This is a genomic window from Desulfosporosinus sp. OT, assembly GCF_000224515.1.
Taxonomy (GTDB): domain Bacteria; phylum Bacillota; class Desulfitobacteriia; order Desulfitobacteriales; family Desulfitobacteriaceae; genus Desulfosporosinus.
Genome location: NZ_AGAF01000061.1, coordinates 1 through 14,084 on the forward strand (window position 1 = coordinate 1; position 14,084 = coordinate 14,084).

The window sequence follows — 14,084 nt, forward strand, 5'->3', positions numbered from 1 at the left end:
TCTGCTGGCAGACCGCGTCAGTCTAATTGTATTCGGTATGGCTGCAGTGATTTCGGTATTTGCTGCGCTGTATTTACCTGGTAAGTGGTATATTATTATCGCCTGTCTTACAGCCAGTTTAATAGGAGGCTTATTAGAGGGGGAAAGTGACCATGCGTAGTGAGGTTTTTTACATCATTATCGGGATGACTTTAGTTACTTATTTCACCAGATTTGGTACTCTAGCTTTATTCCGGTTTACGGGGGTACCAACCTGGTTAAACAGATGGTTAAAATATGTCCCGGTTTCCATATTGACAGCCTTAATCATACCGTCCTTACTTTTACCCAAGGGATATTTGGATCTTAGTTTAAACAATCACTACCTGATTGCGGGCATAGCAGCAGCTTTTGTGGCCTATAAGAGCCGGAATATTATTGCCACCTTATGTCTGGGAATGTCGATTATGTTCGTCCTGAAGTTAATGTAAGTTAATGTAGATAACCTTAAATAGCCCCTCATTCCTTTGAATGAGGGGCTATTTAAGGTTATGATGTGAGCGATGCAGATCATAACGACTCCTAAACGCCATCGTAATATGTCATATTACCATAGCACGGAAGAATGACAAAATAAAGGATTTTTGCTAATAAATGTAGAAAATTATACTTATTCGAGACAAGGGAGGAAATACCTTGAAAAAACAGATAACTGAAAAGGAGTCTCTTCCAATCTCAACACTAAGCAGCAGTTTAATTTTAGAAAGGATAATCGATGCTTTCTTTGCACTCGATGAAAATTTTCGGTTTATATACTTAAATGATCAAGCTGGAAGAATCTTCATGCGGTCAAAAGAAGAATTAATGAATAAATCTATTTGGACTGTTTATCCAGATTCGACCAATACAATAATATATGAAGAACTCCATAAATCTTTGCAAAATAAGGAACCTGTACATTTTGAACATCATGGTTGCAGAACAGGTAAATGGTACGAAGTTAAAGCATATCCATCAGAAAGCGGATTGTCAGTTTTCTTCATTGATATTACCGAGAAAAAATTAATAGAAAAAGAATTATTTAAATTAGAAGCGCTTAATATTATCGGGGAAATATCAGCGAGTATTAGTCATGAAATAAGAAATCCTTTAACTACTATAAAAGGGTTCCTCCAATTACTTCAAGGTCGGGAACCTAAAAATAACGAGTATTACAGAATAATGATTGACGAGATTAATAGGGCTAACTCCATTATTACAGAGTTTCTATCCTTAGCAGGTACTAAAACGGCTTCGGTTAGTTCAACAAACATTAACTCAATTATAGATTTAATGAGTCCCTTAATCGAAGCCGATGCTCTCTCCACTGATAAAGAGATAGAATTCCTTAAAGGAGATATCCCAAATCTGTTATTAAATGAGCATGAAATTAGGCAACTCATTCTAAATCTGGCTCTTAATGGCCTTGAGGCCATGCCTGCTGGCGGAAAACTAACCATACAGACATTTAGCGAGGAAAATGAAATTATATTGTCTTTTAAAGATCAAGGAACGGGCATTAGTCCTGAAATATTAGACAGAATTTGGGTTCCCTTTTTTACTACTAAAGATAAGGGTACAGGTTTGGGTCTAGCGGTGTGTTATAAAATTGTTGACCGACATAAAGGTAGAATAGAAACAATTACCTGCTCAACAGGAACAACGTTTTTAGTCAGATTCAAAAACAATCATTAAGTCTGGTTCTTATTCGTGACCAACGATCTGAGCTCGATTAATAGAATTCTGTTAAAGCATGTAGAAATGGATAATACTAAAATAACAACTCGCAGGGAGAGGTGATAATCTTGATCGAGGGATTCAACAATTTTGAAGTTGATTCGGATCAACAACAGACGACAACTAATGGCGTAGAAGGTTCCTTGTCGTTTACCGATCTTTTTACATCGGAATTTATGCAACTGAACACTCAGTTTGACTCTATCGAAGAACTTCTATCTGCTGGCGGATTTGTAATAAATTCCGAGGAAGATTACGAGGCTATCCCAGATGAAGACATTGATGCTCATGTTGCAAAAACTACCAAATTTGATTCTTGGAAAGAACTGCTTACCAACGCGATAGAAACCACATTTACTTTGAAGAATTAGGTATTAAGAAAACTTACATGGTTATCGTACATCGGCCCCGCAAAATTCAAAATACTGGCAAGTTGTGCTTTAGAACCTAAATCCACATTCTTCAGCATCTCCTCTTTAAAAATAGGATAGCCCGTTCGATCCACGATGTACCCCACATGTTCTTTGGGAAGAGAGCGATCAATGTGCTTATCAATATAGACATAAAGGTTAGCACAAAGTTTCAAGACCACTTCGCGTTCTGCCCATTCCAAGAAAGTGGCAGCTACGCGAGGATTCTTTTTCCCAGTTCTCCCCATAATCACCACTCGATAATATTTTCCTCCCCGAGTCCAAGCAGCTGTCGGGCATTTTAGTACACACTCACCACAGCCAATACAACGTGAGGCATCTCGTTTTACTTTATAATTAACCAGGGTAAGAGCTCCTGTGGAAACCTTGTGACAATTATTAATACAGGCCTGGCAGCCTATACAACGTTGAGCATCATAAAGCGGTTCAACCTGCCCTAAAATTCCTATATCATGCATATGAACCTTTACACAGTCATTTGGGCAGCCAGTGACAGCAATCTTAACGTGCGGATTATTAGGATAGATTATTTTCTCAATATCTTTCGCTAAAGCCGTCGTATCAAACACAGCATTGGTGCAAACCTTGTTGCCAATACAGGCTACAACATTACGTGTCCCAGCTGAGGGATATCCTTGATCAGGTTGATCAATAGTTACTCCAATCTTAACTTCAAGCTCTTCAATTAGCGGTGTCAGCAAAGCATTAATTTCGGTCATATGTTCGAAGGCGATTCCGGGAATTTCAAACCCTTGCCGAGTAGTAATATGCACTGCGCCATTACCAAAGCGTTCAGCAATCTCCTGGATAAGCGGAAGTAACTTCACGGGTAAATACCCGCCAGGCACCCTAATACGCAAGCACGTAAGATTCCTGTCTCTGGTGATACGCCAGGCATTTTTCATAACCCTTTTCGTATTAATCGTCAAAATAATCCCTCCTACTTTAATCCAAGAGAGTTTGCGCTTTAGTAAAATTAAACACAGGTCCTTCCAAACAAACATAGGTCTCGTCGATCTTGCAGTGCCCACATTTGCCGAGCCCACAGGACATCTTACGTTCGAAGGAAACCCAGATATTCTCTTGCTTCAAGCCTCTACACAGAAATTCTTGAGCGGTATATCTCATCATTATAGGTGGCCCAACGATGACAACTCGCACATCCTCAAGTGAGGGGAGCTGAACTTCTGGGATCAGGCTAGTAATTAGGCCTGTTTTACGCGAGCAGGAATTAGGTATAACTTCGAGATTCCCAAACTCGTCCAGTTTATCCACCGTGACTTCAACCCTAAAGAGTTGCGACCATTTATCTAAATCGCTTGTAAATAAGACATCACTGGGAGTTTTAAACCCGGTTAAGATATCACATTGTTTCAGAAGTTCTGGATGAGCATAGAAGTAATTAATGATACTCTTGACCGGAGCTAATCCAGTTCCACCGGTTGCGATAATTAAGTGTTTATTATAAAATGACTCAATCGGGAACCCAATCCCGTAGGGACCACGCAGATATAGATAATCTTCCGGGTTCAGTTTTTCAATACCCTCAGTCACTTGGCCAACTGTGCGAATCGTCATTTCAATATAACCCTCACCAAAATCACTGATCGAAATCGGGCACTCCCCAACTCCCGGGAGAGAAACTTCCATAAACTGACCAAAGATTGGCTTTATCTGGCATTCTAAACGATATGTCCAATCCAGTTCAGTTTGTTGGTACTTGTCTAAGATCTTTGCCTTAAATGGCAAATAATTATTGTTAACCACAGTTGCCTACCTCCTCTTTGCCCAATCGATCGATGCAGTGAGCCAAGGAGATATATTCCGGACAGGCATTATCACAACGTCCACATCCTACACACATATGAACTCCAAATCTTTGTTTAAAGTCGTTAATTTTGTGCATGACCTTAAAGCGCATGCGTTCCCCGTTGGTGCGGCGAAAACTATGCCCACCTGCCATATCTGTAAATCCATCAATATGACAACTAGCCCACACACGCCGTCTCTCTCCACATTTAGGATTATCTTCATAGAAAATATCCTGCATCGTATAACAACTACAGCTTGGACAAACTACCGTACATCGTCCACAAGCAATACAGCGAGCACCATACTCCTCCCAGATAGGATTTATGGCAACTGACTCTAGGTTTAGATTTTGCGGAACCTGAACCATTTGCTTATTGGTCTCAACAAACTGGGGAGATACCTCAAATTGCTCACCATAGAGAGCAAACAATCCGTCAATATCTATCTTGACATCACTAAGGTAGAGACCATTTTCATAACGCACTGAAGCACTATAATTCTTAGTGGTATTCGTCCCCATGCTGACACAAAAACAACTGTCAAAGCTTTCTTGACAATCCATAACAATAAATTTAAGGTGCTTTCTCAACCGCTCATAATAATAGTCCGGTGAGAGACCGTTTTCTAACATAATCTTATCCAGACGTTCTACAGCTTGAATATCACAAGCGCGAAGGAAAACAATGATACCCTTTTCATCGACGACGGATTCCTTAAACTCATCTCCGGCAAAATAAAATAGTGTCTGGGTAATCGGATAAAAGGTTTCCTTGGGGGAAAAATACGATTTCTGATTAAATACAACCTCTTCAACTCTCGCTATTTCGTCATAACCAACCAAATCGGCATCCGAAAACTTTCCCTTACCTTTTAATAAGATTGGAGCATAAACTCGATGTTTTTTCCTTAGATTCTCAAGAAGTTGATTAAATGCTGCGGCAGTATACTTATAGCCCAAACTTAACACTTCCTCTGATTTTCTTAACTTCAAGTATAAACCACTGATTCCTTTGTGACTGTGATTCCTATCACAATAGAATGAGACTATAAAGGGAGAGCCATTAAAGCTCTCCCTTTATAGTCTCCAAAACCGATCACCACCAAAATAGTTTTTCTAGAGCAATGCCGATTTTCGTAAGGACCCGTAAACACTCTTCGTCAGAATACCTGCCACAATTGTTCCTACTAGGGCAGTTATGCATGAACTTAAAAGTGCGATCTTCCAATCAAGATGAATGACATAAATTAATCCCGCCATTACGCATAGATTGCCAGTAACAGTACAACCGATCTGCGCCAGTATATGGTGGCTTAATTTTTCCATGGAAAATTTCATGGCAATTAGTGAGTAGACAATCGATCCAATGGTATTAGCAAATAAGAAGAAAAAGGCCAGTGGTGAGTAAGCTGTAGCCATAGCTACAATAGCTTCAACTAAACCAGCTATAATACCCGCCGGTTGTTTGTACATTAAAACTATGAGACCTGTAAAAAATGCCCAGCATGTACCATTGAGCAGTAAGAGGGTCGGGTCCAAAACAGCATCAATACGTCCAGTTACCTGCTCCATAATCACAAATACGATTCCAATAATAACTGCGCCAACAAGTGCTTTAGTATCTGTTCTGACTAACTTCTCTTTCATTTTTAACTCTCCTCCTAAATTTATGATAATTATATTAATGGTAATACCTTGCTTGTAAGGCTGATGATCATTACCAATAACATCGCTGTGATTAAAGCAATATCGTATTGCTTAATAGCTAAAGCAGAAGAAAAAGTTCGGGTTCTGCTTCGTCCATATCCCCTCAACTCCATAGCCAGAGCTGTTTCTGTTGAGCGACGGACGGCGCGATATAAAAAAGGCAGGAAAGTTGGGATGATACTTTTGAGATTGTCCCAGACGCTTTCCATTTTTAGTCCCCGGGTACGTTGACTGTCCATTATGGATATGTATTCGGCTTTCATCAGAGGGAAGAAACGAACGCTCAGTCCTGCCAGCATGGCATAGCGGTAGGGAACCTTAAACTTCATGAGCATTAGGGTAAATTCTTGGGGCGAGGCTGAGGTGAAGAATTGCATGCTTGCAAAAAAAATAAGGGAAGCTTTCAGGATGCCAGTGATCGCTAGGGGTATGGCTTCACTGTAGATTTTAAGAATTCCCCATTGATAGATTAAAACTCCTTCGCGACAAAAGATCAGTTGAACGATCAGTATCTGAAGCCCCAAAAGCACTAGAATCATAATCATGCTCTTATATTGCTTCAATGAACGAGTTAAAATAAAAGACGCCATAATACATACTAGTAAAACACTACCCAGTTGAACGGTAGTTTGACAACTCAGCGAAAAATAAATCATCAGAGCATACCAGACAAGTTTCGTCCGGGGATCAAGCTTAGAAAGTCCCATCTTATATCTTAAACCTCCCTGTATTAACTTGATTTTCTTGGTTTTCCTCTTTTTTTATAGGATTGCTAACTCACCAAAAGAACTTTTCACGTGTTACTTACAGGAATGCTCCCTGAATGAAATTATATTGTGGAAATCTAGGCCAATAGCATTAAGAGTCGCGAGGTGCTTATCGAGATCTTTGATCGAAATATCAAGCTGAATCCGGTGGTTATGCATGGCAACCAACCTGTTTGAATAGTTTCTAGCCATGGTCAGATCGTGAGTAATAACCAGGATTGTCTTGCCATTTTTCGCTAAAGCAAATAGCTTATCCATGATCATATATCCTTGGTTTTCGTCGAGGCCCGATGTCGGTTCATCGGCAATGATGAAGTTCGGATCATTGACCAAGATGGAGGCTAGTGCCAAAAGCTGGCGTTGGCCGCGGCTTAAGCGCTGGGGATGCATTTTTTTATAGTTCTGCAGCCCCACAAATCTAAGGCATTCATCAATCTTCTGATCTATGACTTCATTTTGTTCACCCCTTAGCTTTAGTGAAAATCCAACCTCTTCTTCCAGCGTGCTGGCAAAGATTTGATAGTCGGGATTTTGAAACAGGAAGCCTGTGTGCACACGGATCTCTGGGAGATTTTCCTTAGTTAGGGGCTGATTAAACACTTTAATTTCACCCTTAGAAGGCTTCATCAGCCCGATAAGCAGTTTGGCCAAGGTCGATTTTCCAGAGCCATTTAAACCAACGACCGATAAAAAATCGCCCTTATAAATTTCTAAATTAATGTCTGCACAACCCTGTAGATTGTTCTTGTACTGGTAGGTAACATTGATCATTTCTGCAACGATTTCCTTGGGTACAACGTTCCCCGTATGGAAAAAAATGTTGTTTTTTAGCCTTTCTCTGCGTTGTTCGATCTGATCCTTGTAATATTCCTCAGGAGCATACTGTCTGACAATCTCACCGTCCTGTATATAGAAGACTCTGTTGGCATAATTAAGGACTTCTTCGATTCGGTCCATGACCAAAACAATCGTCAAATTCTTAGTTTTATTTAACAAAGCTAATCGTCTATACAGCTCATCTCGACCCTGGGGATCCAGTTCAGCAGTCGGTTGATCAAGAATCAAAATTGGGGCATTGAGGGCCAATACACTGGCTAAAACAACTCTTTGGGCCTCTCCACCTGAAAGCGAAGCAGTCTGTCTGTTTTCATAGCCTGCTAGACCCACAAATTCCAAAGTATTTTTGACCGTCTGATCAATTTGCTGAAGGGGGATTTCCAAGTTTCCGAGACCGAAGGCCACCTCCTCGTAAACATCTAGACTGATAATTTGATTCTGAGGTTCTTGCATCATATATCCCACATAGTCGGACATTTTATTGAGGTGCATGTCCTGGAGATCGTTTCCCAGGATTGTGACCTGGCCTGTTAATTCGGCTTTATGGTAGTGAGGGATTGCCCCTGTGATGGAGTGTAATAAAACTGATTTACCAGAGGCTACACCCCCGGTAATGACGATGAAATCTCCTTGATTTATCTCAAAACAAATGTTTTTGAGCACAGGTTTTTCTTCATGTGGGAATACAAGTCTTTCAATGTTAATTTTTGCAATCGTTTCCATAGCAACTCCTAAAGCATTAAAAAATAAAAAAGTTCTAGCTTAATAAAAAGCTAGAACTTTACCATTGTCCTAATTGCAATATTTAGTAGGCAGGTCTCCTGACTTATAGACTAAAATGTACGCCTTCCCAGTTATCCCAGTGGCCAATGTACATTCTTAACGTCTAATTACAGTGGTGGGTCCGTCCAGGATTACTACCTGGTTCCCTATTATCCCTTGCGGGCACCTATAAATAAACTATTCACTTGACCATATGATAGAATAATTTATTTATTTTGTCAACAGTAACGTTTCAATTAAGAAATTCATTTATTCATTAACCTCTTTTCTAAAAAATACACTTTTGGAAAAGTCAGCCTTCGATGCTCACCATGTCACCTACCTCTAAATGAAAGTCAATTAGCTGTCAATTCCCCCTATATTGGGTAGGCGCAATTCGCTGGTTGCTGCCCAGTCAATCCCTTCCTTCGTTAAGACAACCCCATAATCTTGCCTGGCCTTAACCGGAGAAATGAGACCATTCAAAACATCTTGCTCCACTCTCTCTGGTTCACGCTGTCTAGGGTCTCCCCAACCACCACCGCCTGAGGAAATCACAGTGAGTACCGTCCCCTCTGGCAAGATACGTGCATTTTCTTTGCTCGCCAGAGTCAACGTTTGTCCATCTGGCAAGGATAATTCGGCAAAGTTTAGACTTCCAGGTTGACCGGACGAAGTACCAAAGGGGGGAATTTTCATGCCATCACCAAACATAACAATATTCGTCGGCTCACCGTAAAACTTAAGGCTATAACGAACACCCGGTCCGCCACGCCACATTCCAGACCCAGCAGTGTCCATTTCCATCTCATGGCACAAGGTCAAATGCGGGTATTGAATTTCATTCGCTTCAATATTAGGGGCACGAACACCTCCATAATTGGACAATGGAGCCATATAGGGATAACCATCTCGCCCGGATATCCCCCCGCCTGAACCTAAGGCGCAAAAAGCAAAACCCACGTAAAAACCCTGATTACGGGGATCAATGCCATAAAAGGATGGCCCACAGTAACGCCCAAAACCAGCAGGCAAACATCCCCCCGCGATTGGATCTAGGGCTTGAAAGATCGCGCTGATGATTTCACTGGCTGGGGTAAGTGTACTTAAGGTGACCGGAGACGGGTCCCGAGGGTTCAGCAAACTCCCCTCAGGCAAACAAACTTTGATCGCTCGAAACGCCCCGCTATTGCGGGGAATATCGGAGCCTAACGCCCAAAGGGCCCCAATCCAAGCTGCGGTCGTACTAGTGACTAAGGCAGAATTGACAAAACCTTGGACTTGAGGATCGGTACCTTGAAAATCAAGTGTCATTTCCTCTCCGTTAATGGTCACTGTCACTCTAATCCTGATCGGCTTCTCTTGAAAGCCATCATCATCAACCCATTCTTCAGCAGTATAAGCTCCATCCGGCAAACGTTTAATCGCTGAACGAGTGAGGCTTTCGGCATGATCGAGGAGATAAGCAACCGTTCCCTTGATCCTAGCAACTGAGTAATGCCCTACTAACTCTCTTAGACGAGCAAGACCGATGTTGTTCGCCCCCATCTGGGCCCACAAATCATTTTGCAGCATTTGCGGATTTCTGACATTTTGCAGGATCAGATCCATGACCTCGTTAATCACCCGCCCTCTGCTCACAAGCTTGGTGGGGGGGATGCGCAAGCCCTCCTGAAAAATCTCCGTAGCTTTGGCATTATAACTACCCGCCACGGAACCTCCTATATCTCCATGATGTGCTCGGCTAACACAATAGAAGAGTACCTCTCCCTCCATAACTAACGGTGTAATAATTCCGATATCCGGAAGATGATTTCCCCCTTGATAAGGATCGTTAAGGATAAAGACATCACCCTCTTCGATCTGTCCAGCGTATTTCCTGATAACTTCTTGGACGCTAAACGTACCAGCTGCTGCTAAAATAGGGATTCCATTGATTTGAGAGACTAGATCTCCAACCCCATTACATATTCCACAGGCAAAATCACAGGCCTCAGCAAAAATTGGGGACCTGGATGACCGTTCTAATGCATAGCCCATTTCTTTGGTGATTGTATCAAGACGGTTGGCAATCACTGCACGCTCGATAATCTCATCCATTTTGGCATTCATTTTTACGCCCATCCTTTCCTATTATAATAGATAGATTTCCTGCCGGATCTATTTTAGCCTGGCAGTGTTCTTCCACTAAAATTGTCGTATACTCCTTCTGAATTAAAGCGGGCCCTTCGATGCACCCTCCGACCTCTAAGCCTTGCCAAGGGTAAACTTTCATCGTTTGCAAACTCCCACGCCAGTAGATTGAGCGTTGCTTAATTCGAGGTATGGAATTCTTAGCAGCATCATCGTTCATACTAGGATCTTTGAACATCGCTCCTTGTGCCTTCCACTCTGAGGAGAGTTCTTCCTTCTCTAGGGCTAACAAGCGCAAGTTAACAAGTTCTAAAGGCTTCTCCGGCTGACTATACCCATAAAGTTTCTGATGCGTTTGATGAAACTCCTTCTTTAACTGTTGCCAAACGGCAAGGTCTTTGAGGTCACCAGACAGAGTGATATTAAGTTCATGATGTTGATCAGGGTACTTTAAATCAGCAGACCAAACATATCTGCGCTGCTCGCTCTTAACTCCGAGGCGGGTCAACTCTTGGTCGACCTGATGTTGCATCTCAGCAAAAAGATCATACCATTGTGGATTGGGTACTTTTCCCAGCTCTTCAAAGACACTGCGAAGAACCTCAAACTGAAAACGAGCATGATGCAATCCTTGGGCACAAAAAACCGGAGCTAGTTCCGGAACTTCAACCCGCTGGATACCTGCCCCTGCTGCTAAAGCTGTGGCAAACAAAGGCAGGGCCCCCCCAACAGCTGCCAACGCGAAAGAACGAGGGTCATACCCTTTTTTTACAGTCATTAAGTAGACGGCATCAATCATCAAGGAAAGAGCCACCTGATAAATAGCATAGGCCGCTTCGTGGACAGATAATCCTAAAGGACGAGCTATTTTCGTTTCAATAGCCTGGTAAGCCAGTTGCGCATCCAACGGCATACGGCCGCCCAAAAAATCCGAACTATCTAATAAACCCATGATTAACGCTGCATCCGTTATCGTTGGTTCTTGCCCACCCAAGCCATAGCAAATCGGCCCAGGCTTGGCACCCGCGGATTGCGGTCCAACCCGCAACATTCCTCCCTTGTCCAACCAAGCAATACTTCCTCCGCCAGCCCCGACAGTATGGATATCTAACATCGGTAGTTGAACTGGGTATCCAGCAATCTCTGCCTGGGGAGTCATTTCCATTTCCCCTTGTCTGATTAAAGAAACATCGAAGCTGGTTCCCCCCATATCGGCTACAACCAATTCGGACAGTCCCTGCTCACGGGCCAGTGCCCATCCCCCTTTAACTCCTCCTGCAGGACCTGAAAAAAGGCTGTGCACAGCGCGCCGGCTTGCTTGCTCTAAATCAGTCAAACCACCATTATTTTGGGCAATCGAAATGGGCACCCTGAGTCCTTGATCGCGCAGATGAGTCCTCAAGTCCTGCAAATAATGACTTAACACCGGACTCAAACGCGCATTTAAGACTGTTGTTGTGGTCCGCTCGTATTCCCCTAGTTGGGAAGAAAGTTCCGAGGAAAGGGTGATAAAGAGATCGGGCAAAAGGGCCTGCAAACGCTCTTTAAACTCTATTTCGTGTTCCGAGTTGCGACACGCAAAGAGCAAGCAAACAGCAACGGCTTCTACCTCTTCTCGTTGTAAGAAAGCAGCAATTTCTTTCACTTGCACACTATCCACAGCCTTAATCGACACACCCCTATAATCCATGCGTTCTTGCAGTCCAAGGCGCAGAAATCGAGGGACTAGAACGGGTGGTAAGGCCTGACGGAAATTCCATTGTTCAGCCAAACGGGAACGACGTAATTCTAAGGCATCACGAAAGCCCTCCGTCGTAATTAAGGCAGTTTTCACGCCTTGACCCTGCAAAAGAGCATTGATCCCTACGGTAGTCCCATGTATAAATTTCTCCGTTTGCCCAAGAAAGTCTGGAAGCGAGAGACCGAATCTATGGGCTAGTTCTGATAAACCACGTAGCATCGGTTGCAGAGGATCATCCAAACTTGATGGGACTTTGGCAGTATAAGTGCGCCCTTGCTGCTCTCGAACCACAAAGTCTGCGAATGTTCCCCCGACATCAACGGCTATTTCGAACATGTTTATCCTCCTTTGAAAAATAAGAAGTCCCCAGGACGGGGACCAAATGTAATCTTTTGAAGTTCGATATTCGATATTCGAACCTCGAACTGCGATTATAAGCCAAAGGACCCCATGAATCGCCGAATCTGCTGTTGTACTTCGGTCGACATTTCTACCACGGGTGCAAACCCTTGGAGGGGTTTCGTTGCATCGATACCCATTTTTGCCGTTCGACTTAATTCATCACTGGACGGATCTAGCGTACAACCCATTCCCATATGTTGAGGCACGATGGTCACTCCCCTATCTGCCTGCAGTCGGGTCGCCATGGCCCAAAGAACCTGGCGCTCATCAAAGACATCCACGTCTTCGTCGACTACAACTACCATCTTCAGATTATGGTCCACTGAAAAAGCTGTAAAAATCGCTTGCTGGGCCTGACCTTCAGCAATTTTCTTCATGGAAATGTAACAATGAAATAGCCCGCAAGCTGAAATGGGAGCATGGACGTTCTTAACGTTAGGTAGGGTTCGGTTCAGGGCATTCAACACATCCCCTTCTCGTTGCACGGCGACAATCGTAATGTGCTCCGAACTCATGCCAGGCGTAATATCCTGAAACAATGGTTTTGTACGATACTGAATCGCTTTAACTTTGAAAACATTTTCCGTACTACGATAACAGGCATAATTGGTAAATTCGGCAAATGGGCCTTCGGATTCCCGAGCTCCTGCGACAATTTCCCCTTCAATCACTACCTCAGCATAAGCTGGAACCATCAAATCCACTGTTTTACAGTGAGCGACTTCCATAGGAGCACCGAACAATCCCCCCATGGCTGCAAACTTTCCTTGATTGTAGGGTATCAAAGCCATGGAGCCCATGGAAATATTAGGATGGATACCGAGAACGATGCTCGCTTCTAGTGACTTACCTAGTTCTTCTGAGCGGCGAAAGTACTCCCATAAACGTTGGCGGGAATGGAGGCTGATGCCTAGTTTGTCCTTCCCTTTCAATTGCATCCGGTGATAACCTGCAGTTTCTACTCCTGTCTCTGGATCTCGAGCAATGACCAAACCTGCGGTAATGTAAGGCCCTGCATCAATCGGAAAGTGAGTTAAGATCGGCAATTTATACAGATCAACCTCAGAGCCTACAAAGACATTCTCTTGAAACGGAGCATCAGCTACCTCCACTGGTTCGATCCGCTGATTAATACGCTTGGAAAACTCAGCGGCCAGATCGTTGGGAGCTACGTTCATCGCTAAGGCCAAACGCTCACGAGGGGCCAAGACATTGGTTACCACAGAAATATCATGGCCCTTAACCTTTTCAAAAATCGTCAATGGATAGCGACGCGCTTTCTCCAATTCCATAATTAACGTACTTATTTCATACTTAGGATCAATTTCCTCCTGAACATGGACAACCTCTAAGGGATTTTGCTGTTTAACTCGTTCAATAAATGTTCTCAAATCCTGTTCCACGATGTTTACCTCCTCCAGCTTCGTATAAAGAAAAAAGGCGATAAAAAAGCCCACAGTCACAAAGACTGTGAACTTTACCGTCGCCCACTACAGTCTGCCCAAGGCAAACTAATCAACATTACAGGCAGGTCTTCTGGCTCAAAGGTCATCATCTCTGTACGCCTTCCCAGCGAAAGCCAGTGGCCAGTGTACAAGACTCTCTCTTCACAGTGGTGGGTCCGCTCAGGATAAGTACCTGATTCCCTATTCTCCCGTTAAGGGCACCTGTAACATAAAAGTTATCGTTTTTATTATTGGAATAGTTAATCTTTCGACATAAATTTAATAATTCCTGCT

The 14,084-nt window shown here is 43.1% G+C and carries 12 protein-coding genes and 2 riboswitches; of the genes, 3 read left to right on the forward strand and 9 right to left on the reverse strand.

Annotated features, from left to right (window positions below):
• Positions 1-152 precede the first annotated feature (152 nt).
• The 3 genes from DOT_RS05205 to DOT_RS29605 all read left to right on the forward strand — a co-directional run bounded on the left by DOT_RS05205 (position 153) and on the right by DOT_RS29605 (position 2,126).
• On the forward strand, positions 153-470 hold the full coding sequence (locus tag DOT_RS05205) for an AzlD domain-containing protein (RefSeq protein ID WP_009615251.1): 318 nt from the start codon (positions 153-155) through the stop codon (positions 468-470).
• A 205-nt stretch (positions 471-675) separates the two neighbouring features.
• The gene (locus DOT_RS05210; protein ID WP_009615252.1) at positions 676-1,713 is read left to right on the forward strand and encodes an ATP-binding protein; all 1,038 of its coding nucleotides are present in this window, start codon (positions 676-678) and stop codon (positions 1,711-1,713) included.
• Positions 1,714-1,823: 110 nt separating this feature from the next.
• Positions 1,824-2,126 carry a hypothetical protein gene (locus DOT_RS29605; RefSeq protein ID WP_009615253.1) on the forward strand — a complete coding sequence of 101 codons (303 nt, stop codon included), beginning with the start codon at positions 1,824-1,826 and terminating at the stop codon, positions 2,124-2,126.
• Here the strand turns inward: DOT_RS29605 and asrC are convergent.
• From asrC to DOT_RS05260, 9 genes are all read right to left on the reverse strand, one after another.
• Positions 2,123-3,115, reverse strand: a complete 993-nt coding sequence (asrC, locus tag DOT_RS05220; RefSeq protein WP_040411316.1) for a sulfite reductase subunit C — start codon at positions 3,113-3,115, stop codon at positions 2,123-2,125. The genes DOT_RS29605 and asrC overlap by 4 nt on opposite strands.
• Before the next feature lie 16 nt (positions 3,116-3,131).
• Positions 3,132-3,953, reverse strand: coding sequence for an anaerobic sulfite reductase subunit AsrB (gene asrB, locus DOT_RS05225; RefSeq protein WP_009615255.1), 822 nt, complete (start codon positions 3,951-3,953; stop codon positions 3,132-3,134).
• Positions 3,946-4,956, reverse strand: coding sequence for an anaerobic sulfite reductase subunit AsrA (gene asrA / locus DOT_RS05230; protein ID WP_009615256.1), 1,011 nt, complete (start codon positions 4,954-4,956; stop codon positions 3,946-3,948). Before asrA ends, asrB begins: the two co-directional genes overlap by 8 nt.
• 156 nt (positions 4,957-5,112) lie before the next feature.
• A complete protein-coding gene (locus DOT_RS05235; RefSeq protein ID WP_009615265.1) occupies positions 5,113-5,643 on the reverse strand; it encodes a hypothetical protein in 531 nt (176 codons plus the stop codon).
• Positions 5,644-5,672: 29 nt separating this feature from the next.
• Positions 5,673-6,410, reverse strand: a complete 738-nt coding sequence (locus tag DOT_RS05240) for an energy-coupling factor transporter transmembrane component T (protein ID WP_009615267.1) — start codon at positions 6,408-6,410, stop codon at positions 5,673-5,675.
• Between the two features lie 93 nt (positions 6,411-6,503).
• Positions 6,504-8,030: an ABC transporter ATP-binding protein gene (locus DOT_RS05245; RefSeq protein WP_009615269.1), complete on the reverse strand. Its 1,527-nt coding sequence runs from the start codon at positions 8,028-8,030 to the stop codon at positions 6,504-6,506.
• A gap of 70 nt (positions 8,031-8,100) precedes the next feature.
• Positions 8,101-8,275, reverse strand: a riboswitch (cobalamin riboswitch).
• 154 nt (positions 8,276-8,429) lie between these two features.
• Positions 8,430-10,181, reverse strand: coding sequence for a hydantoinase B/oxoprolinase family protein (locus DOT_RS05250; protein ID WP_040411317.1), 1,752 nt, complete (start codon positions 10,179-10,181; stop codon positions 8,430-8,432).
• Positions 10,162-12,279, reverse strand: coding sequence for a hydantoinase/oxoprolinase family protein (locus tag DOT_RS05255; protein WP_009615273.1), 2,118 nt, complete (start codon positions 12,277-12,279; stop codon positions 10,162-10,164). The genes DOT_RS05250 and DOT_RS05255 overlap by 20 nt, the downstream gene beginning before the upstream one ends.
• Before the next feature lie 95 nt (positions 12,280-12,374).
• Positions 12,375-13,748, reverse strand: coding sequence for a UbiD family decarboxylase (locus DOT_RS05260; RefSeq protein WP_009615274.1), 1,374 nt, complete (start codon positions 13,746-13,748; stop codon positions 12,375-12,377).
• A 105-nt stretch (positions 13,749-13,853) separates the two neighbouring features.
• A riboswitch (cobalamin riboswitch) is annotated at positions 13,854-14,031 on the reverse strand.
• Positions 14,032-14,084: the final 53 nt, after the last annotated feature.